The following is a 22,346-nucleotide window of genomic DNA, read 5'->3' as shown; positions in this document are numbered from 1 at the left end:
TTATTAATTATTTACCTGCTTTACCTAAGTTGTAAAGCGCTTTGATGCTTGCGTCTTGAAGAACCGTGTTATATATACGTAATTCATCTACACTACCTGTCATAGCCGCAAAATCAGCTGCTGACCCTGCTATTTCCTTTCCGGGAATATTATTATAATGGGCCCCAATAATAAATTCGCTAGGTTCGTAAGCCTTAAAAATATTATTGCCAGTACCACGGCTATTATAAGAACCTATATCTTTTCCATCAGCCCAAACTTTAAATATTCCTGTAGTGCCATTATAGGTTAATACCAAATGTGTCCAAGCATTAGCGCCAAATGCTGGAGATAAATTAGCATTCAAATTATCTTGGCTACCACCACCTAGTGTAGTAAATCTAGGTCCTATTCCTAAAAAAGTAGTAGAAGTACTATTTGTATTTAACCTATAATCTAAGCTGCCTAAAAAATTGTTAGGGCGAGCAATTGTCATCAACATTGTTTTTTTAGAACCATTGTTGGTAATTTGCACCCAAGAGCTAATTGTAAAGTTTTTTAAAGCATCAGTCTTTAAAGCATCAAATTGCTTAGCATAATATAGGTATCCAGCGGTTAATTTTAAAGCTTTACCCTTTACACCAGTTATAAAACTGGCATTAGCTGTGTTTGTTGGAGCAGAATTCGATTTCAATTCATTGTTTGTGTCATCAAATGACCAATAAGCAACTAAATTGCTACTGTAAACTTCATCAGCATTGGCATAGCCATCAATTTTTCCTGCATAGCTTGAAGCATCAACATCTGATAAGTTGTTTGGGTTGCCATCTTTTTTACAGGCTACTATCATTAAGCTTGAGACAAGCAGAATAATTATTTTATTTAATTTAGTGAATTTCATATCAAAATGATTAATTATAACCAAAGTTTTGTGTTAATACGTTTTTACTTAAATCTATTTGTGTTAGAGGGATAGGTAAATATTTATCTCTATCAAAACTGAATGCTGTTTTACCTGCAGCGCTCATTGCAGCCTGAGCTGTAGTAGCTCCCCATCTTATTAAGTCGAAGAAACGATCATACTCCATTGCTAATTCTATTCTTCTCTCATGCTGTATAATTGTTCTAAGTGCTGTTTGGTCTGTAACAGTAATATCTGGTAATGTGCCAGCAGGTGCACCACGTCTTGCTCTTTCTCTAACACTATTTAGCGCAGTTAAGGCAGCTGTTGTGTTTGTTGCTCCACCAAGTTCGTTGGCGGCTTCAGCATACATCAATACCACATCTGCATAACGTAGAATGCGAACATTCATCCAATAGCCAAATCTGTGACCAACCGAGGCTCTGATAGCTGGGTTAGTATAAACTTTGTTATTATATCTAGGGTTAGGTAAACCTACTGGTAGTGTTTCTCCATAAATTGTTTGACGAGGATTTCCTGCAGTGCTAGTATAAAGAATAGTTCTTTCTCTACGAGGGTCATTTGTCTCATAAGCAGCTTCTAACTGTACACTCGGAGTATTCCATCCCCAACCTAAATCCCAAATACCTGAACCTCTAATGCCTTGATGACTGGTTAATTGAATGCCATTTGCTGTTGGTACAGCCGCACTAGCAGTTGCTTGTACTTCAAATACAGATTCTTTACTGTTTTCACCTTCTTCTCTAAAAACCTTATCATAAGAAGTAGATAGGTCATACTGGCCAGAAGTCATTACGGCATTTGCAGAGGCCATGGCCATACCCCATTTTTGTTGAGTTAAATATACTTTTGCAAGCATACCATTTGCAGCACCTTTTGTTAAACGGCCAACAAATTTTGATGGCCAAGAAGCTGGTAAGTTAGCCGCAGCGAATTGAAGGTCGGCTTCAATAAAGGTATAGATTTGAGCAGGAGTGCTTTGTGGTATATTACTATCTGAAGCCCCAACTACTTTGTCAACCAGAGGTACTCTGCCAAAAAGTCTAACCAACATGAAATAAGCATAGCCCCTAATAAATTTGGCTTCTGCTTGTGCTTGAATTTTTGCACCGTCTGTAGCAATAATATCCTTATTGTTTTCTACTTGATCTAATACTAAGTTAGCTTTTGAAATCATATTGTAATATCCTGTCCATAAGGCATTACATCTGCCGTTTGTAGGGACAATGGAGAAATTGTCCATCCCAATAACATCAGCTCCACCATCTGTAGGAGTACTACCTTTATCAGCATCATCACTCCTAATACTGGTAGCTACTAGGAACCCATCAACATGCACATTGTAAGAACGTAATTCATTGTATGCTCCAAAAACGTATTGGTCATATGGATTATCACCTGCACCATTTGCAAACGGATAAGTTTCTGTAGAATATGACCCTTGTTTTTGTGTATCTAGAAATTTTTTGCAACCAGATGCCATGATGGCAATAACAAAAACTGCTATGGTAAATATAAAGTTTCTAGTTTTTTTGTCGAATATTTTCATCTTAATTATAGTTAATAGTTTAATTAAAAAGTAACATTTAAACCAAAAGTGTAAACTGAGGTAATAGGATATAAACCGTTGTCTGCACCAGAGCTTGTTGGGTTACCAATAATTGCTTCAGGAGAATAGCCTGTTGTTTTACTCCAAGTTTTAATATTTTGTCCACTTAAGAACAACCTCAATTTTGATACACCAATTTTGCTTAAAAGCTCACGGTCAAAGGTGTAACCTAACTGAACGTTTCTCAAACGGAAATAATCACCTGGTTCAATAAAATAATTGCTGAACAGAAAATTATTTGCTCTTGTATTATCTAAAATTGGTTCTACATTGGTAGATCCAGGAGTAGTCCACGCATTTAGTCTGTTGGCTTCATAATTTAATGTAGCAAAAACTTGCGTTCTACGTTGTGTATAAATCTTATGTCCAGCAAATCCTTGGCCGTCAATAGTAGCATCAAATCCTTTGTAATTTAGGGTAATGCTTAAGCCGTAAGAATAAGGTGGAAAAGGTGAACCTAAATAGGTTCGATCCTGATCAGTAATCACACCATCACCGTTAATGTCTTGATAAGCGATATCACCAATTTGAGAACCTGCCATAACTGGCATTTTTGCCATGTCAGCAGCTGATTGATAAATACCTACTTGCTTATATCCACGGAAATACCCAATTGATTTGCCTGTTTCTGTAACATTTATGCCATTTGTTATTAAAAAATTGGTGCTATTCCCAATAGATACAACTTTATTACTGGTATAACTAAAATTAGGATTAATGCTGTAGCTAAAATCTTTTCCAAGTTTATCACTCCAGCCTAGTGAAACTTCAATTCCTTTATTAGTAACTGTACCTAGGTTATCATAATAGGTGTAATTTCCCGCAGGCCCAGGTAAGGTATAAGTAGTTAGCAAATCTTCGGTCTTTTTATTAAAGTAATTGATCTCGGCACTTAACTTGTTATTAAGTGCTTTTAAATCAAATCCAAAATCAAATCCCTTAATTTTTTCATAACCTAAATTAGGATTAACTAAATACGCATTACCAAGAGCTGTGTATATCTGATCCCCAAAAATGGCATTACTAGCTGTGGTTAAACCAACTTCAAAAAGATTGTTTGGAATACTTCCTCCATTTCCTAATGAACCATATGCGCCTCTAAATTTCAAGAAATCAATTCCTTTAATATTATCTTTAAAAAAGTCTTCTTCACTAGCAACCCATCCCAAACCTATACTTCCAAAAGTTTGCCATCTATTTTGATTGGCTAATTTTGAGTTTCCATCTCTTCTAATGGTACCATTGAAAAGATACTTATCTTTATATGAATAACTAGTTCTTAAAAATACACCAGCATTCGATTCTTCTTCACCACCTCCACCATTAAATGTTGGGTTGTTTTGATTAATTACACCTAAATACCACAAATTAGAATTGTTAGGGACATTTACAGTAGTATCTCTTCGGCTACCACTCAATGTGGTATATGATTCAAATACGGAGTTAAAACCACCTACAGCTGTAATTTTATGACCTCCATTAATCTCCTTGTTATAGGTAATTATATGGTCTTGTTGGTATTTTCTGTACTCATTTGCACTTTGGCTCACAGTCGTACGTATTGAGTTGTCAAGTACGGTTTCTGTTGCCGCCGTGCCTTCACCTAGGTTAACCGTTCTGTAAGGAAGTGGTGAGTAACTTCGACTGTTATTAAATCCTAAATCAGTATATACTGTAGAAGAAAGTGTAAAATCTTTTAAAAATTTAACTTCAGCATATAAATTACCACTTATTCTATAGCCTCTATTAATTGAGGTGTTTCTATTGCGCTCCATGCTATATACAGGATTGCCTACCTGTGCTCTCTGGAAAGAGGGCATGGAATTGTACAGCCCATTGGTTTGCACTCCAACAATAGGAGCAGCCCATAAAGCATTAGTAATGCTAGATGTATTAGGTTCGTTTCTCCAATGAAAGCCTGTAAGGTTTGTTCCGATTTTAATCTTTTCGGTGATTCTTATTTCTTCATTTAAACGGGCAATGAATTTTTTATAATTGCTATACTTCATTACCCCGTCTTGGTTATTATATCCTAAATTAATTAAAGTTGTACTCTTTTCACCACTATTAGATATACTTAAGTTATTGGTATTTATTACGGCATTTCTAAAAATCAAATCCTGCCAATTTGTATTCGCTGTATAGTTTGTATAATCGAATGGAGCTGCATTAAGATTTGCTAATTGTGCAGAATAAAGTTTCTTGAATCCATCAGCATCCGTCATTGCAATTTTATCATTAACACGTTGAATACCTATAGCACTACTAAAACTAACCAAAGTTTTACCTCTAGCAGCTTTTTTAGTGGTTACTGCAATTACTCCATTTGCCCCTTTTAAACCATAAATAGCTACTGATGAAACATCTTTTAGTACATCTATACTTTCAATATCAGCAGGATTTAGATAATCAATATTCTCTTGCATCTGTCCATCTACAATGTATAGAGGATTTACAGCACCTCCGGTACTATTTATCCCCCTTATACGTACAGTAGGGGAAGAGCCTGGAGCACCATTGTTAGTAATGGTTAACCCGGGTACTTTTCCCTGTAAAGCGTTTATTGGATTAGTAGCAGTTAACTTTTCAATTTCTTCTCCTTTAACACTTGCAATAGAGCCCGTTAAATCTCTTTTTTTCTGTGTGCCGTATCCAACAACAACAACTTGCTGTAAATCATTAGTAGAAGACTTAAGATCAACATTAATCGTTGTTCTACCATTAATGGAAATCTCTTGAGAAGTAAACCCTATATAGGTGAATACTAATGTTCCGTTTGATGGTGCACTAATGGAATAGTTTCCGTTAACGTCTGTTTGTACTCCATTACTTGTTCCCTTTACTATAACACTTGCGCCTGGCACAGTTAAGCCTGCGTCATCTTTAACTATACCCTTGACTGTAACATTTTGGGCATTAGCAACGTTTATTAGTAAAAAACAAAGGAAGATTAAAACAGAAAATTTTGTAAAGATTTTTTTCATACTGTTATACATATTTGTTTAATTGATTAATCTAATTTTCTGTTTTTGTGTGAGGAATACAAGTAATTTCACCTATACATTAATACATCAAAGCACAGATAGGTACTTTCTCATATAGGTAAATTAAATGGATTTTTAGTTCCAAAACGATGTTTTTAGAACGAGAGTAAGAAAATTATGCCTACTACAACTTCAATTTTTGACAGTTGTTTTAATAAAAAGAAAATAGAGGTATGAGAGGTAATGATGTAGTGCTAAAGTTCCATTAAAAACTCAGTTAAGTTTTTATCATGAGGAACTTCTAATTTTTTACGCAAACGATAGCGTCTTATTTCTACACCTCTAAGGGATATATTTAATAACGAAGCCATTTCTTTACTGCTCATATTCATGTGCAAATAAGCGCAGAGTTTTAGATCATTTGGAACTAGATCGGGATGATTAGCTTTTAGTTTTTTGAAGAAACTTTCATGTGCTTCATTGAAACTACTTTCAAATAAATTCCAATCTCGTTCATCATTCATTCCATCGTCAATTACTTTTTGAATTTTACGGAGTTGATCTTCCGAAAGCTTTTTGCCGTTTTCATCTTTCAGCTTATTCATCTCCTCGCTTAACTTCTGGAGTAATTCGTTTTTATACACTAAACTCATTGCAGAGTTTGCTAACTCTCTATTCTTACCAGCAAGCTCAGCTTGTAACTTCTCAGTCTGTAGTTTGATTATTTGTTTTTCTGTAGCTTCTGCTTCCTTTTTTAAAAACTCTTCTTTTTCAGTTTGCAGCTTTTGGGAGATGGCTTGTTGATCTTTACTTAATTTGGCTTCGTAAATTCTTTTGCCTGCAATAAGCGCAACCACGCCGATTAAAGCATAACATGCTAAAGCCCAATTACTACCATACCAAGGTGGTAAAACGCTAAATTCAAAAACCGTAACATCACTTATAGTTTGTTCATTTATTTTAGCTCGCACTTTAAATTTATAATTCCCTCTAGTTAAGTTGGTGAAATCTTTTTGTGTTGCAGCACTCCAATCAGACCATTGCTTAGAATATCCTTCTAGGTAGTACTGAAATTTAATTTTTGATTGACGATAATAGGGTAGGGAAAAAGAAATTCGAATGTTATTTCTGCTAAATGGAATTTCAACCACTTCTCCATCATTTCCATTTTCTGTAATTGTTGAATATTTATCGGTAATGTCTTCTATTTTTCTAATTAAAACAGAAGGTAATTTCAACTTCTCTTGCTTGTTTTCTGTATTAGTTGTGTTATAAATTACAAAGCCATCATCAACACTAATAAGGTAAATTTTACTGCTAATCTGACTTATATTTTCATAATACTGCACCATTCTTCCATCTAGAATGCTAAATCTATTCGAATCGATGAGTATTTTACCAGGCTCGCTTAAATTAACCAAACTCATTTTGCCATGGTTAATAAACCAATATTTTTTAAAGCCGGCATTGATGATTTTGTTTGATGAATAAAAACTGCCTAAGTTTTTATTGAGCACATCGTATTTAGTAAAGCGGTTGCTGATTTCATCATATACCAAAAAACCAGAGTCTGAAGAAAAAAGAATTTTATTTTCTACGTTAAAGATGTTGATGTTAAAATTACCTGGTAAGCCATTTTTTTCATCATAATACTTAATATTAGTCGCTCTTTTTAAATCTGGACTTAAGGTTAATTTATATAAACCTTTGTAGGCATGGCTTATCCAAATATCTCCCTTGGTGTCTTGCTCCACATATCTTGATGGTTCACCAAAACCAGTTACTTTATGGCTAAATTTCCAATTTCCATTGGCATCTTTTGCAAAAATAACTAAGCCATTATAAGTTCCTTGAATTAAAAAATTAGGATTTGAATTCAGTTTCTTGATTGTCCACCCACCGCTAATAGAAGATATTCTCTCCATTTTGTCACCGACAATATTGAAAGTACCATCATTATGGCCACATATTAACTGATCATTTATTTGGCTAAGTTCCCAAACTTGACCTTGGGAATTAGGGATTAATTTAAAATCGAAAGAATTAAATAAGTTTCCATTTTCAGGCAGCCAGGGGCTAGTAAATAAGCCTTGGTTTGTACCTAAGTATATCTTATTCTTTACGATTAAACTGGAATAAACTGTGCCGAACTGACCAGCTTTATCGAAATAAAAATATAAAGGAGAATTTAACTCTATTCTATCAATCCCGTTATCTAAACCCGCCCAAAGATTTTGTTCATTATCTGCATATAAACTTAATATGGTATTATTTTGTAAACCACTAGATTTATTTATTCGTTGAACAACATTCCCATCCTCATCGATAATGATTAAACCGTTTAGAATGGTGCCGTAAGCATAATATTTATTTAAAATTTTAACGCCGTTATTTAGTTGATAGGTTTTGAGAAATGCGTTAGCAGGGCTTATCATAGGGCTAATGGTGTGCCCATCATAAATGAAAAGTCCATTTTTGCTAGTGCCAATAATAAAGCTGTTATTTTTATATGGAAGAATAGAAAGTACGCCAGTTTTTAGAAGAACATCACTACCTACAATTGGTATTAAATTTTTGCCTTGCAATTCAAAAAGACCTTTACCTAAAACTTCTGCAATAAGACGATTTCCTGCCTGATGCAGAAATAAAAATGCACCTTGAGCTTTAATAACACTTATTTTTTTATTCTCGTAGCTATAAATAGTGGAGAATGACTGAAAGATAACCTTCTTTCCAACGACATAAATTTTCCAAATTTCATCAGTTATTTTATACGGCTTTGGAATTAAATTAATCAATGAAGTATAGCTAAGGTGCTTGTCTTGGTACGACCAATAACCAAATTCCCCAAAACTCCCAGTGTAAATCATTCCATTCACATCCGTAGTTACAGCTCGTACAATTTGACGGTTTGGCATTTTATATTGCTGCCAATATTTACCATCGTAAGTAAGCAAGCCTTCAGCATTACCAAAATACATAATCCCATTTTTGTCTTTAGCTATAGACCAGTTTTGATTACCAGCTAAATAAGATGATTTAGGATAATTCTGAACATACGGAACTCCAATACTTTGTATATCGCTGGCCAAAGCAATATTTGCCTGGAGTAGAATTGCGAAGAAAACAAGAAGGTAGTTAAGGAATTTATTTTTCATTTATTGCAAAGGCGACACTAAATCATTGCAAAATAAATATTTAAACTTTATAAATGATGATGGTATTGTTATTTCTTAATGAACGCAAAGAAAACAGCAAGAATTATTAGCGCAAACGCCACTACATGATTCCATGCAATTTTTTCTGTTTTAAAAAATAAGATAGAGAAAATAAGGAAAACACTTATTGAAATTGCTTCTTGCGTAATTTTCAATTGCATTAAACTAAAAGGGCCACCATTTTCTTTAAAACCTATTTTATTTGCTGGGACTTGAAAAATGTACTCAAACAATGCAATACCCCAACTAATAGCAATAATGCTAATTAAGCCTAAACTTTTGCTCCATTCCATATCCTTAAACCTTAAGTGACCGTACCAAGCCAAAGTCATGAAGGTATTAGAAATTGTTAAAAAAGCGATTGTTATGAGGGCTCTCATGCTTTTGCAACTTGTTGAGGAACTTTTACATAATAGCCCGTTCCATCGTATGGGCGTTTACGCGGATGCGTAGTACAAGCTACTGAACAACAACCCTGTAATTCTTCACCACATTCATCACATTGCGTAAAATGTTCATTGCATTCTGGATTTGCGCAATTGATCATTTTTGGGGTAGTTTTACCGCAATTATAGCAGGTAGAAACGATCGTCGGATTAACAGAATTTACATCAACGGCAATACGATTATCGAAAACATAGCATTTGCCTTCAAAGTCTTTACCTCCGGCTTCTTTACCATATTTAATAATACCGCCGTGTAATTGATATACATCTTTAAACCCATGGTGTAATAGCAAAGCTGATGCCTTTTCACATTTAATACCACCAGTGCAATAAGTCATTACTTTTTTGTCTTTGTACTTGGCTAATGCATCTATCTGATCTGGAAAATCACGAAAATTCTCAATATCAAGTGTTACGGCATTTTTGAATTTGCCTAAATTATGTTCGTAATTAGAACGCACATCCAAAACCACCACATCATCTCGATCTAGCATTTCACTAAACTCAGCGGGTTCTAAATATTTTCCTGTTTTTTCGTTAGGGTTAATAATGCTAGTATCACGTAAGCCAGAATGTACAATTTCTGGTTTATATCTACAGTGCATTTTAATGAAAGAAGGTTCGGTTACCTCATCAATTTTAAAATCTATTTTGGCAAAACGTTCATCTGCTTTTAAATGTGCCATGTAACTTGCACAAGCTTCTACCGTTCCAGAAACAGTTCCGTTAAGACCTTCTTCTGCGACTATAATACGGCCTACAAGATTTAAAGATTTACAAAAAGCTAAATGATCTATAGCAAATTGTTCAGCATCTGCTATTGGAGAATAGCAATAGTAAAGTAAAGTATTGTATATCATAATTCATTGATACCGCTGCAAACGGCGTTTAATGCGTGGCAAAGATAGCAAATAAGTTATGAAGACCGAAAGTCCGGAAGATTAAATAGGTGATTTCTAAAATTGATATCAAAATGTTAGACTAAAAACCTAAAAATTTCAACTATTTAAAATCCATAAGCAATTCTAAAACCTTGCTCTACTTTTTTACTACCATCATATGCATAGCCATAACTTATACCAAAACCTAAGCGTTGAATACCAAAATAATACTCAGTATAATTTCTTTTAGCGGGTTGTGTTAAATAATTAATCCCAACAAATTCTTCTAGTTTCAATTTTCGTAATAACGGAACTTTGTTTAAGAAAAAACCAGCAAAGTTATGTTCTAAGTGAGCTTCTGCATATTGTCTATCTGTACTATATTGATAGAAATCTAAGTACCTGAATTTTCGCAAATTAGTAGGAGATATGGTAGAGTTGTTTCCTCTAAAATGTTTACTATCTGGATAAAAAACAGCGTTATTGTTTAAGAATTTTCCGGCGCCAATTACAAAGGAAGTATAACCTAGTAATCCTGCGCTTATACGTTCTTGATAAATTTCTAAACTTAATAAATCATAATCAACATCGCTATTTAAAACTCCCTTAAGTCCTTTTCTGTAACCTAATTGGAAGCGAGGATATTTTGATTCTTGATAGAATTTTCCATCTGGTCTGGTGATATATTTTTGCCCAATAGTATAAGTTAAACCAGCAGAAACACTTACCGAAGTATACGTTGGAAATAGTGGTGTTTCAGTTGTTGGGGTAAATGGGTTATTCGATGTATATTCTTCGTCTTTAAGATCTCGAAGTTTATAATTGCTAGTGTTTTGTAAGGTATAATTTTTACTATAGTCTATACTTGCAGAAGCTTGTAAACCATCGGCCAGTTCTCTAGTACTATTAATATTAGCGAATTCCTTTTTATAAAATTTAGAGAGATTTCGCTCAAAAAGTAACGTATTAATAGAATTGGATAGCAAACTCATCGAGCCATATGGATTAAGGTCGGCAATGTCTGTTCCGAAACTTGCACCTACACTAGCTCGTTTTAATGGATCGTAAAAATAACTACCACTTAAATTTGCTGTAAAAACATGATTAGAAAAGCCATAACGTGCTTCGGGTCTAATGCTATAACTTTTCCTGTCTTCTAGATTTTTACGGAATGTGATGCCATATTTTAACCCCAATCCTTCAACCGTGTTATAAAAGACAGACCTAATTATTGGATCGAAAGAAATGTATTTTTTCTCGTATCTTTTATTAATTGTATATCCAGTTAATATCATCTTTCCAATACCAAACTCATTATTTTCTTTCTCTAAAGAATCGAGGTAGTGTTTAGATGTTTTACGCAATGCTATACTATCTTTCTTTTTGTAATCGTACTTTTCTTCATCCGTTAATGGAATAGGACGGATATTCATCCAGTACAAGGAATCCTTTTTATTAACAGCTTTAGTCACTTTTAAAATCTCTGCTGTAAAATAGTTTTTAGGAAAATTAGGATGAATATTATAGTTGCTATAAATGCCTACATAATAGCCTTCAAATTTAAAACCAAGTACATTTCCATTAAACTGAAATTTAATATCTGAAGGCATGTACACCTCATCAATTTTAATAAACTGCTGACTTATATTTAATGTGTCTACAAAATTAATTCCTGCATCTTCTGTTAAATTAAGGTTTGTGCCCATTAATCGCCAACTATCATCGGCTATGTAGATAATGCCTCTAAAAACAGGATCATTTGTACGACGGGGAATTACCTCTATTTTATTAATGGTAACTCCGTTTTCTTCTGTAGTACCTAAAAGTTTGTACCTATAATAGAATAAAGCGTTATCAGCAATTGGTGAAACGAAGCTTCGAGAACTCAAACCAGTTCCTTCCAATAATAAATTTTCATAAAAATTGATAATTAAATCAGATGCTTTATTAAAGCTGAAAGAGTTATTTCTGCCAGAAACTTTTGAAGAAACCATTTCTTCATGAATTTTATTCGGACGTTTAAAGCTAAAAATTGATTGCGATTCTGATAAATACAAGATCCCTTTTCTATTGGTATCCAAATCGAGTGTTTTTTGAATATCTCTACCAAAAAACTTCTTTGGTGCCCCAACTAATTTTTGCAATCCTTTAATATATACATTGCTGCTATACTCATCAACTTCGTTTAAATGCACCTTCCTGTTTTTAATAGCTTGCCTAATTATTTCATAAGCAGGATCTTCGGCATTTGGCCTAATGGTCACATTTTTAAGTGTATAGCTCTCAGATGCAAGTTTTTCATTTACCATTAAATCTGCGTTGACTGATATTACACGTTCTGTAGTTTTAAACCCAATAGCCTTATATACAAGTGTATAATTACCTTTATCAAGTGTAATTTTATATACTCCGTCTGCATTTGCAGAAACGCCTTTTGCAGTATTCTTAACATAAACAGATGCGAACGGAATAACTTCACCACTGTTTTCAGTTATTTTTCCACTAATTTGATATTGTTGAGCTAGAGAAACATTAAAAAATGCTAACATTAAAATTAGCAAGAGATGAATTTTATTCATAAAAGTTAATAAGCTATAAATATCGACTAAGTTCTAGAAGTTAACACAAATATTATGTTAAAGTTTGTTAACGAGCAAAATATTATATTTGCGCAAGCGAATCCATTATTAGCACCAAAAATTATAATCATGTATAAAACTCTACAACCCGTATTACAAAAAGAACTCGAAGAAATAGAAAGTGCTGGCTTATATAAACGTGAACGCATTATTACCACTCCGCAAGGTGCAGATATTAAAGTGAGCACTGGCGCTGAGGTAGTTAACTTTTGTGCGAATAATTATTTGGGCCTGTCATCTCATCCAAAGGTAATTGAAGCTGCAAAAAAAGCGATAGATGAATATGGGTATGGAATGTCTTCAGTGCGTTTTATTTGCGGTACTCAAAATATTCACAAAGAATTAGAGTCTAAAATATCTGAGTTTTTAGGTACAGAAGATACGATACTATATGCTGCAGCTTTTGATGCTAATGGAGGCGTTTTCGAGCCTTTGTTTAACGCTGAAGATGCTATAATTTCTGATGAATTAAACCATGCTTCTATTATTGATGGTGTTAGACTTTGTAAAGCACAACGTTTTCGCTATAAAAATGCAGATATGGCAGATTTAGAAGCACAATTAATTGCTGCAAAAGATTGTAGACACAGGATTATTGTAACTGATGGTGCTTTCTCTATGGATGGTTCTGTTGCGCCATTAGATAAAATATGCGATTTAGCAGATAAATATGAAGCATTAGTAATGATTGATGAATCGCATTGCACTGGTTTTATTGGTAAAACTGGTCGCGGTACACACGAACATTTTGGTGTAATAGATCGTGTTGATATCATTACAGGTACATTAGGTAAGGCATTAGGTGGCGCATCTGGCGGATTTACTTCAGGTAAAAAAGAAATTATTGATATGCTACGTCAGCGTTCACGCCCATATTTATTTTCAAATACATTAGCACCAGCAATTGCAGGTGCATCCGTAGCGGTTTTAGATATGTTAAGTGAAACTACTTCGCTACGAGATAAATTAGAAAATAACACTAAATATTTCCGTGAAAAAATGACGGCTGCTGGTTTTGACATTAAACCCGGTTTCCATCCAATAGTTCCGGTAATGTTATATGATGCTAAAATTGCACAAACTTTTGCTGCAAAAATGCTCGAAGAAGGAATTTATGTGGTAGGATTTTTCTATCCAGTTGTTGGCCAAGGAAAAGCAAGAATTAGAGTGCAACTTTCTGCTGCGCATGAGCAACATCATTTGGATAAAGCAATTGCGGCATTTACAAAAGTAGGTAAGGAATTAGGTGTTATTTAGTATCTCCATCTTATTTTAATCAAGTTATGAAAAGCATCTCAAAAATTAGTGGTGTAGGAATTTTATTGTTAATGCTTTTCATAGCATGCGAAAAAGTGGAGGAACCTGCTTATCAAACGAAAGCTGAGGCCCAACTAATTTCAAATTTAGCGTATGGTAATGATCCAAAACAAACTATGGATGTATATTTACCACCAAATCGGACCTCAAATACAAGTGTAATTATATTTATACATGGAGGGAGTTTCATTGGAGGCGATAAAGCCGATTTTAATAAACATGCCATATATTTAGCAGGTTGTGGTTATGCAGTGTTAAATGTTAATTATCGCTTAGTAGATGGAAGCGGTTTAACTAATACGTCGTTAGAACCACCACATATTGAAAGTGAAATAAAAGTAAAAGATCAAGTAAGTGATATAGCAACTGCAGTAGATTTTGCAATAGCGCATGCCAAAGAATGGGTGGTTAGCAGTAAGCGAATTGCAATTGCAGGTCATAGTGCAGGTGGCACCCTTGCTTTATTATATAGTTATGATTTAAGAAATAGCAATAAAGTTCAAGCAGTTTCAAATATGGCTGGGGCTTTAGATTTGGTTTTTACGAATGTTCCAAATTGGGAACTATATCCCAAGTATGTTTTTGAAGGAGGATATCGTTACACAGGATTTGATGCTTCCGTCGCTAATCAGAAATATTACCAAGATATCAGTCCGTTATTTACAGCGAATGCAGCTAAGAAAGTTTCGACTTTAAATATTCTTCCAGAGAATAACAACGTAATGGGATTACCAAATCTGGATTTTGCTACCTATGATAAATTTATTGCAAGATTAGAGGAGCTCAGAGTGCCCAATGATTTTTTGTTTGTTAGTGGCTCAGACCATAATTTTTCGCAATCTGGTAAATGGCAAATTGTACTCGACTCAACAGTTGCCTATTTCAATAAAAATATCAAATAATATACTGTCGGTTATTTTTATGTTCTTAGTTCATTTTCTTGTAATAAATACGTTTCAAGTTCATTTATAGACTCGTAAGCTGTAAAATATTTCTATAAATTGCTGTATATTTGGCAGATGTTACAAGACCAGATTACACAGTATACGGCAGAAATCAATTCATTTGATACTACTAGTGCCGAAGAACTGGAACAATTCCGTATTCGTTTTTTAGGAACCAAAGGTATTATTAAAGGTATTTTTGATGACTTTAAAGCAGTTTCTCCTGAAGAAAAAAGAACATTAGGTAAAGTATTAAATGAGTTTAAGCAATTAGCAGAAGCTAAATATCAAGCTTTAAGTGAAGTTACAGCAGGCTCAAAAGATAAAACTGAAGGTTCTAAAATAGACATGACTTTGCCTGGTGAGGGCTTCGAAGTTGGTGCTCGTCATCCTTTAGCGTTAGTTAGAAGAGAGATTATTGAAATATTTAATAAGCTAGGGTTTAGTGTGGCAGAAGGACCGGAAATTGAAGACGATTGGCATAACTTTTCTGCCTTAAATTTCCCAGAAGAGCACCCAGCTAGAGATATGCAAGATACTTTCTTTATCCAAAAAGGAGGAGAAAAAGGTGATATCGCTTTGCGTACCCATACTTCATCTGTACAAGTACGTATGATGGAAGCTGGTCAGCCACCATTTAGAGCATTAATGCCTGGTCGCGTATACCGTAATGAAGCAATTTCTGCAAGAGCACACTGCTTCTTTCATCAAGTAGAAGGATTATATGTAGATGAGAATGTATCATTTGCAGATTTGAAACAAACCTTATTTTACTTTGTTCAAGAATTATATGGGGAGGGAACAAAAGTACGTTTCCGTCCATCGTATTTTCCATTTACAGAACCAAGTGCCGAGATGGATATTTCTTGTACAATTTGTAAAGGAGATGGATGTCAAATGTGTAAACATAGCGGTTGGGTAGAGATTTTAGGCTGCGGTATGGTAGATCCTAATGTATTGGAAAACTGCGGCATTGATAGTAAAAAATATAGTGGTTTTGCGTTCGGAATGGGAATTGAACGTATTGCTAATCTAAAATTCGAAATTAAAGACTTACGTTTATTCTCTGAAAACGATGTGCGTTTTTTAAAGCAATATAAAACTGCAATTATATAATGAATAGGCTAATCGGTTTATTTTTGATTATTTTACTTGGTACATCTTGTGCTAAGGAAGAAAACCTAATACCTGATTTGCCCGTAAATTTTAGTGCACCTTTGACAGATCCAAGGTTAAGTCGATTAAGCACAGCAGGTGGTGCTATAAGTTTGACAGGTTATGGTGTTGCAGGTATTATAATTTATCGCAGGGCAGATAATGCCTATGTAGCTTATGATAGATGTAGTACGGTTAATCCTGAAAAGAAAACAGCAGTAGTCCTAGATGATCCAACATTAACAGCAACAGACCCAGTATCTGGCGCTAAATATTTATTATACGACGGAAGTCCAGTAAAAGCTCCTGCTAAAACATCATTAAAACAATACAACGTTATTGTAACAAGCTCTACTTTACAAGTGATTAATTAATGGAACCAGAAAAAATAAAAGAAAGCATTATAAAAGCTGCTAAAGAGCTGTTTAGAAAATATGGTTACCATAAAACCAGTGTAAATGAAATTGCCAAAAAAGCACGTATTGCAAAGGCAACCATTTATAAGTATTTCGATAGCAAAGAACAGGTGTTAGATGCTATTTTAATGGATTACCTGGATGTAAATCTTCATGAAATTTTAAGTAATAAAGTAACTTTTACAAGTGAAGAAGAACATTTAAAAGCATTGGTAATGAAAACTTGTCGTTTATCATATACAGTTTGTAATGAGTTTATTGGTTGGGATTTTGTTCGTGAAAATACCAATTCGCAAGAATTTCTAAAGCATTTGTCAGATCAATTAGAAGCGCTTTTACTGTCTGCTTATTTAGAACTTGATCATTTTAAAAAGAACCCAGCTCGCCGCGGCGGACTAGCATTCCTTCTAAAAGCCAGCAAAAGTATCGTTTTCTCTTTCGCCTTCACCTCAGTAAGCGATGCCGATGTACGCAAGAACTTTGTAACTTTTCAAAAAGAGATCTTACCTTATTTAGTTAAAGCGGCGTTGTAGCAAATAACCGTCATTCGTGTTAGTGCAATGACGAGGAATCTGTAAAACAAATTATTATGGTTCGTACTTACGAGCCATTTTTTGTTGGGCGTGTTTTCTTTAGATATCTTGTCTTACCAACACAATCCCTAATCAAATTTCAAATCATTTAAACTTACATCTTTCCTTTATTGTAAGTTTAAACAAGTAATTATTTTTATGCTACAGAATTTATGATGTTTTAAATCATAAATTTTCTATCGGTATTTTTTAACGATTAAATCGTAGAAAAAAATGCTTAATTGTTAATCTTTGATAAAGAGTTCAGTCGGGGTTTGGTCGGGGTTAGTTCGGAGTTTGGTCGGACTTGTGACAATTGTACCCGAACAAAGTCCATCGCAAATACGAATTAAGTCCGAGTTGATATGCTTTCTCTTCACCAAGACGATATTCACGCTTTCTTAAATTGGTAAATTCTACATATTAGTTGTTGAAACTTCTTTTTCTTTCGTCATCTCGACTGGAGCGAAGCGGAATAGAAAGGTCTGTGCTATCACAAACCAATTGTGCCTTTCAAATAAATTACTTTTCTACTAATTTCTTTATTTAAGATCTGTTATAACCTAAATTGAGAAATCTTTGTTCAAAACAAAAAGTGACTTAATTAAAAATTATAAATGTTAATAAAACAAATTCTGGCCTTTTGCGAAGCAAAAGCGGCTTGATGGGGTATGCTGAAACTGAAGTTAGGCAGCAAGATAATTTTGACGAATGTTAATATAAATCATTGTAGTGAATTAAGTTTTGAAAGATTTACTAACAGATTTATTTGAATTGAAACGATTGAAAGCCGTAAATTTTGCACTAGCTATTCAGTACAGAAATTTTTATGGTTAAATTGGACGGGTAATTGGGATCTCAAAAAATTAACAAACAAAATTTAAATAGACATATGAACGTTTTACTTGCAAAACAATTTAATTTTTATTCAAAAAAGATTCGATTTGGTGTAATTATTGATGATATTTAAATAATATCTGCTAATACTTCTCTCAAAAATAATATGTATAATAATCCAATCCCTTCAATATGAATTTAATTATCAAACATACTATCAAAATTTTCCTAATATTTTTTTTTGCAGTCTCTTTCCATTCGAATGTTTTTGCTCAAGCGAAAACATATAGGCCTGCCAAGGAACCTTTCGCCTCACTTTCTAGCTCGGAAAAGCTAGAGGTTCAAAAAAAACTAATTGCTAAACTACGTACCGATACGGACTTTATAGCTATGCAGAAAGCTGAAAATCAATTTTTTAATGACAGAGCATCAAAAGCTAAGAAAAGCAGCGATTCGGAAATCAAAAACGCTGACTCACTAAAATCAAAAAGAAGTGAGAATACTTTTCAAATATTTAGCACATTAGTTATATTAATGAAAAAATATCCCGAATTGCGCCAGTTGGACTCAGAAACTTTAAAAACAGTTATGAGACAGGCAAGGGCTAAATAGATAGGTAAGGTCTTTAAATAACCATAGTAATTTAAAGATTAATTATTGTCCTCCATTGAATCTTGAAAGTCTCTCAAACAGTATAGCGCTTTGATCAACAATCCAAAGATTTCTCTACTACGGTCTAAATGCCTAAAAAAACTTAACAAAAAATTAACATATACCGTTTTGGTTTTTGGTTCATAATAAGCTATATTTGTATTATTATCAACATAAAATACAATGAGTAAAGAAATTTTAGAGATTTCTGTAATGGTTGATGAACAATTTGATATGAGCTTTAACTTAGTAGAAGGCATTTTTGGATTAATCCTTAAAGTTTTTGGAAAGTAAGAATCCTATCTTAGTTGTTTAGGCAAAAATCTTCAATATTGAAGAAGGGGTTAAATATGTACTAGATTTTTTCACATCCTCTATTGTAATTTCTTTGTTCTTTTATCCTTTTAAAGTCTCTTTCTGCTTAAACCTTAAAACCCACAACCTTCTACCTTTTTATTATATTTGCAACAATGAGTAGAAATAGAAGAAATGCTGAGCCGATGCGAATTTCGGGCTTAAGTATTATTGACATTGCCGAAGAGGGAAAAGGTGTTGGCAAAGCCGACGAATTGGTGATTTTTGTTGATAAAGCCGTTCCTGGAGATGTGGTTGATGTTCGTATAGTGAAGAAGAAAAAGAACTTCGCAGAAGCCATCGTGGAGCAGATCCAAACTCCATCAGAACTTCGTCAAGATCCTTTTTGCAGTCATTTTGGTACATGTGGAGGTTGTAAATGGCAACACATGGAATATGATGCGCAATTAAAATTTAAGCATAAAAATGTAGAGGCAGCCTTACAGCGTTTGGCAAAAATTGATACATCAGCAATGGAACCAATTTTGGGTTCAGCAGTAAATAGATACTATAGAAATAAATTAGAATATACTTTTTCGAATAAACGTTGGCTAAATGCTACCGATATGGAATTTGAAGCAGAAGGCAGAGAAATGAATGCTTTAGGTTTTCACGTTCCATTGCGTTTTGATAAGATTTTAGATATTGAACATTGCTATTTACAAGCCGAGCCTAGCAATAGCTTGCGCTTAAGAGTTCGTGAATATGCTTTAAAAAACGGATTAAGTTTTTACGATTTACGTAATCACGAAGGTGCGCTACGTAATTTGATTATTAGAACTTCATCTACTGGAGAAGTGATGGTTGTGGTGGTTTTCGCGTATGCAGAACAAGAGCAAATTAGAGGTTTAATGGAATATTTAAAAGTTTCCTTTCCTGAAATTACAGCTTTGCTTTATATCGAAAATCAGAAAAAGAATGATACCATTTTTGATCAAGAGGTAATTACTTATGCAGGTAGAGACCACATTTTTGAACAAATGCCGATTGAGAATGGAGGGGTAGTTAAATTTAAAATTGGTGCTAAATCATTTTATCAAACCAACTCTGAGCAAGCGTACGAATTATATAAAATAACAAAAGAATTTGCTGACTTTAAAGGCGATGAATTGGTGTACGATTTATACACAGGCGCTGGTACAATTGCCAATTTTATTGCGGGTAGTGTAAAGCAGGTAGTTGGTATTGAATATGTACCAACGGCAATAGAAGATGCTAAATTTAATGCATCGCTTAACGGCATAAAAAATACCATTTTTTATGCCGGCGACATGAAAGATATATTAACAGGTCATTTTATAGCAGAACATGGTAAACCAGATGTTGTAATTACCGATCCGCCAAGGGCTGGTATGCATGCAGATGTAGTAGAGCGTTTATTAGAAATGGAAGCTGAAAAAATTGTGTATGTAAGCTGCAATGCTGCCACGCAAGCACGTGATTTAGCTTTATTAAAGGAAAAATACGATGTGGTTCGAATTAAGCCTGTAGATATGTTTCCGCATACGCAACATGTAGAAAATTTAGTTTTATTACAGCTGAAATCATGAAAAAATATTGGGTTTATTTAGTATTAATTGCTGCATTAACAGGGTGTAAAGGCAAAGTTAAAACTGAAGAAAACTCAGGAAAAGAATCTGATTCTTCAACAGCAAAAATGATAGTTGATCCTACAAAACAAGTTGTAGATACTATTTTACTAAATAAAACTGATACTGCATTTGTGGTTAAAAACAAAATGATTAAAGATGATATTGGCGATAAGCAAAAGCAATACATCATTCAAATATTTTTTACCAATGAACATTGGCCAGTATTAATTTATAAAAATGCAATTGGCGCAGATTTGGCTCTGGCAGGAGATTTAAATGGAGATAATCAGCCAGAAATTTTACTAAGACCAGAATGGTTTAGCAGTTGTTGGTCAAGCGTGAACCTGTTTTCATTGCGCAATAATGAGTGGAAGTTAATTAAAAAGGGCAGTATGTATTTTTGCTCGGATAAATATCCACTGCCTAAAAGAGTTGTAAAAACAGATAAAGGTTATGGCTTATTAACAGATAGCTTAACCGATGATAAATTTATTACCCTAAAAAAAGAGATAAAGTTTTAAAATATGGAGAGTGAAGAGTTATTGGGCAATTTAAGCTCAGATGAGAATGGAGCGCCAAAAAAAGAGAAGAAGAGTCCGTTAATAAGCTTAGAAAAGGACTTAACATTTTATGCAGATTCTATTAAAGAAGTAGCAGTAGAAATTATGGTAGAAGGCATTTCTGCAACGCCAATTTTCATTGCACACCAGCATGAGGTAAGCATTGGTGAAATAATTTTAAATAGAGCAGAGCTGAATACAGATTGGACCATCCAAGCTTCTACACTAGAAGAATTTATTCAGAAAGGAATTATTCATCCTGATAAGAAAGAGCAATTTTTAAAGAGCTATAAAAAGCCAGAAAACTATATGTGTGTTTTTGTGGTAGTTCCAGAAGGAGCCAATTTTGTTTATTATCCTTATCCAAAAGGAAAATAACATTCGTCATACCCAACTCGATGGGGTATCCTAAAGCTATAAGAAAATAATCATCGCATTAAGAACCCACTTTCGTGAGGATGACGCAAATGCAAAAGCCAATATTGCATCCACAATATTGGCTTTTCCCTAAACTAAAAACTAAACTAAATTGTATTAATTAACGTGATTAACATCACCACTTTTTGAAGAAGTAGTTTTCTTTAACGACGCATTTCCTTTATAATTTACATCGCTACCGCCACTAGCGCCAGCTTCTAAACCTTTATTTACGTAAATATTAGCATCAGAGCCACCGCTTACGCTTACTTTTGCATAATTTACAATGTAACCGAATGCATCTACATCACTTCCGCCACTAGCATTTAGTTGCATATTTTCTCCACTACCAGTTAAATCTGCATCTGAACCACCACTTACACTAACCGTTAGATCTTTACAAGCCAACGTTAATTTAAGATCCGAACCACCGCTACCTCTAACATTCAGCACATCAGCTTTTAAAGTGTTTTGAGTATATACATCAGAACCACCACTTGCAGTTAAGCTCTTTAATGCTTTAAAACTTACATACACTTTAATGCTTTGGTTTCTAAATAGTCTACTCCAATTCACTCCTTCTTTATATTTAATAGTAACTGCACTTCCATTTTGCTCTACAATAACATCTTTAATTAAACTGTTATCTCCTTTTATGGTTAAAGTTTCGGTATTACCTTGCGTTAAATACAAATCTATTCCGCTACTTACGGTTAGTGTATTAAAATTTTTTACACCTACATTTTTACTTTGTGCTTGGGTAGTTAAGTAACTTAACATGGCAATTGCTACTAAACAAGCCAATTTGGGTAAACTGATAAATTTCATAATATATTTTTAAGGTTTGTATTTA

At 33.9% G+C, this 22,346-nt stretch carries 18 protein-coding genes; 10 read left to right on the top strand and 8 right to left on the bottom strand.

What is annotated here, in order from left to right; translation table 11 throughout:
• Positions 1-7: 7 nt before the first annotated feature.
• The 7 genes from HQN85_RS12340 to HQN85_RS12310 form a co-directional block, all read right to left on the bottom strand.
• Positions 8-880 carry a LamG domain-containing protein gene (locus HQN85_RS12340; protein ID WP_173272677.1) on the bottom strand — a complete coding sequence of 291 codons (873 nt, stop codon included), beginning with the start codon at positions 878-880 and terminating at the stop codon, positions 8-10.
• A gap of 10 nt (positions 881-890) precedes the next feature.
• Complete coding sequence (locus HQN85_RS12335; protein ID WP_173272676.1) at positions 891-2,450, bottom strand: RagB/SusD family nutrient uptake outer membrane protein; 1,560 nt, start codon at positions 2,448-2,450, stop codon at positions 891-893.
• Positions 2,451-2,473: 23 nt separating this feature from the next.
• Entirely contained in the window at positions 2,474-5,494 is a 3,021-nt protein-coding gene (locus HQN85_RS12330; RefSeq protein WP_173272675.1) for a SusC/RagA family TonB-linked outer membrane protein, read from the bottom strand.
• Between the two features lie 254 nt (positions 5,495-5,748).
• On the bottom strand, positions 5,749-8,652 hold the full coding sequence (locus tag HQN85_RS12325; RefSeq protein WP_173272674.1) for a ligand-binding sensor domain-containing protein: 2,904 nt from the start codon (positions 8,650-8,652) through the stop codon (positions 5,749-5,751).
• Between the two features lie 68 nt (positions 8,653-8,720).
• Positions 8,721-9,092, bottom strand: a complete 372-nt coding sequence (locus HQN85_RS12320; protein WP_173272673.1) for a DMT family protein — start codon at positions 9,090-9,092, stop codon at positions 8,721-8,723.
• The gene (gene trhO / locus HQN85_RS12315) at positions 9,089-10,018 is read right to left on the bottom strand and encodes an oxygen-dependent tRNA uridine(34) hydroxylase TrhO (protein WP_216847279.1); all 930 of its coding nucleotides are present in this window, start codon (positions 10,016-10,018) and stop codon (positions 9,089-9,091) included. Before trhO ends, HQN85_RS12320 begins: the two co-directional genes overlap by 4 nt.
• 146 nt (positions 10,019-10,164) lie before the next feature.
• Positions 10,165-12,618, bottom strand: a complete 2,454-nt coding sequence (locus tag HQN85_RS12310; protein WP_173272672.1) for a DUF5686 and carboxypeptidase regulatory-like domain-containing protein — start codon at positions 12,616-12,618, stop codon at positions 10,165-10,167.
• Positions 12,619-12,747: 129 nt separating this feature from the next.
• On the opposite strand from HQN85_RS12310, the gene kbl reads away from it, so the two are divergent.
• The 10 genes from kbl to HQN85_RS12260 all read left to right on the top strand — a co-directional run bounded on the left by kbl (position 12,748) and on the right by HQN85_RS12260 (position 21,454).
• Complete coding sequence (kbl, locus tag HQN85_RS12305; RefSeq protein WP_173273506.1) at positions 12,748-13,935, top strand: glycine C-acetyltransferase; 1,188 nt, start codon at positions 12,748-12,750, stop codon at positions 13,933-13,935.
• 26 nt (positions 13,936-13,961) lie between these two features.
• Positions 13,962-14,897, top strand: coding sequence for an alpha/beta hydrolase (locus HQN85_RS12300; RefSeq protein WP_173272671.1), 936 nt, complete (start codon positions 13,962-13,964; stop codon positions 14,895-14,897).
• A 117-nt stretch (positions 14,898-15,014) separates the two neighbouring features.
• The gene (gene pheS / locus HQN85_RS12295) at positions 15,015-16,055 is read left to right on the top strand and encodes a phenylalanine--tRNA ligase subunit alpha (protein ID WP_173272669.1); all 1,041 of its coding nucleotides are present in this window, start codon (positions 15,015-15,017) and stop codon (positions 16,053-16,055) included.
• Positions 16,055-16,468: a Rieske (2Fe-2S) protein gene (locus HQN85_RS12290; RefSeq protein WP_173272667.1), complete on the top strand. Its 414-nt coding sequence runs from the start codon at positions 16,055-16,057 to the stop codon at positions 16,466-16,468. The genes pheS and HQN85_RS12290 overlap by 1 nt, the downstream gene beginning before the upstream one ends.
• Positions 16,468-17,043 (top strand): TetR/AcrR family transcriptional regulator, encoded by a 576-nt coding sequence (locus HQN85_RS12285; RefSeq protein WP_173272664.1) that lies wholly within the window; start codon positions 16,468-16,470, stop codon positions 17,041-17,043. The genes HQN85_RS12290 and HQN85_RS12285 overlap by 1 nt, the downstream gene beginning before the upstream one ends.
• A gap of 1,068 nt (positions 17,044-18,111) precedes the next feature.
• The gene (locus HQN85_RS12280) at positions 18,112-18,531 is read left to right on the top strand and encodes a hypothetical protein (RefSeq protein WP_173272662.1); all 420 of its coding nucleotides are present in this window, start codon (positions 18,112-18,114) and stop codon (positions 18,529-18,531) included.
• A gap of 222 nt (positions 18,532-18,753) precedes the next feature.
• Positions 18,754-18,864: a phenylalanyl-tRNA synthetase subunit alpha gene (locus HQN85_RS12275; protein ID WP_173272660.1), complete on the top strand. Its 111-nt coding sequence runs from the start codon at positions 18,754-18,756 to the stop codon at positions 18,862-18,864.
• 176 nt (positions 18,865-19,040) lie between these two features.
• On the top strand, positions 19,041-20,474 hold the full coding sequence (gene rlmD / locus HQN85_RS12270) for a 23S rRNA (uracil(1939)-C(5))-methyltransferase RlmD (protein WP_173272658.1): 1,434 nt from the start codon (positions 19,041-19,043) through the stop codon (positions 20,472-20,474).
• Positions 20,471-21,037, top strand: coding sequence for a hypothetical protein (locus tag HQN85_RS12265; RefSeq protein ID WP_173272656.1), 567 nt, complete (start codon positions 20,471-20,473; stop codon positions 21,035-21,037). The genes rlmD and HQN85_RS12265 overlap by 4 nt, the downstream gene beginning before the upstream one ends.
• Before the next feature lie 3 nt (positions 21,038-21,040).
• The gene (locus HQN85_RS12260) at positions 21,041-21,454 is read left to right on the top strand and encodes a hypothetical protein (RefSeq protein ID WP_173272654.1); all 414 of its coding nucleotides are present in this window, start codon (positions 21,041-21,043) and stop codon (positions 21,452-21,454) included.
• A 156-nt stretch (positions 21,455-21,610) separates the two neighbouring features.
• Here the strand turns inward: HQN85_RS12260 and HQN85_RS12255 are convergent, their stop codons facing one another.
• The gene (locus tag HQN85_RS12255) at positions 21,611-22,321 is read right to left on the bottom strand and encodes a head GIN domain-containing protein (RefSeq protein WP_173272652.1); all 711 of its coding nucleotides are present in this window, start codon (positions 22,319-22,321) and stop codon (positions 21,611-21,613) included.
• Positions 22,322-22,346: the final 25 nt, after the last annotated feature.

This window comes from Pedobacter boryungensis, from assembly GCF_013204825.1.
Classification (GTDB): domain Bacteria; phylum Bacteroidota; class Bacteroidia; order Sphingobacteriales; family Sphingobacteriaceae; genus Pedobacter; species Pedobacter boryungensis.
This window is presented reverse-complemented; position numbering and strand designations above follow the sequence as displayed.